This is a genomic window from Psychroserpens mesophilus (assembly GCF_050617655.1).
In the GTDB taxonomy this organism is placed as follows: domain Bacteria; phylum Bacteroidota; class Bacteroidia; order Flavobacteriales; family Flavobacteriaceae; genus Psychroserpens; species Psychroserpens mesophilus_A.
Map to the genome: position 1 here is coordinate 1 of NZ_JBODQC010000281.1, position 257 is coordinate 257.

2 protein-coding genes are annotated in these 257 nt (G+C 40.9%); both read right to left on the reverse strand.

Features of this window, described 5'->3' with window-relative positions:
• A partial coding sequence (locus ACRHNM_RS17270) for a glycosyltransferase (protein ID WP_431137885.1) occupies positions 1–87 on the reverse strand: 87 nt, incomplete at its 3' end.
• Positions 87–257 carry a hypothetical protein gene (locus ACRHNM_RS17275; RefSeq protein ID WP_431137886.1) on the reverse strand — a complete coding sequence of 57 codons (171 nt, stop codon included), beginning with the start codon at positions 255–257 and terminating at the stop codon, positions 87–89. The genes ACRHNM_RS17275 and ACRHNM_RS17270, both read right to left, overlap by 1 nt.

The following is a 257-nucleotide window of genomic DNA, read 5'->3' on the forward strand; positions in this document are numbered from 1 at the left end:
CGTATAGGTTTGATTACGTATAGAAGTTATACATCTTTGAATAAATCTCTCTTGATTGAATAAAGGAATGACTACGGATACTTTCATTACTCAGAAATGATTCTTTTCTTGATTAGAATTGCTGGATTACCGGCCACTACTGTCCAAGGTTCACCATTTGATGTTACTACTGCACGGGCTCCTACCACTGCTCCCTCACCAATGGTAACTCCGGGGCCTATAAATGCTCCGGCACAAATCCAGACACTATTCCCAAT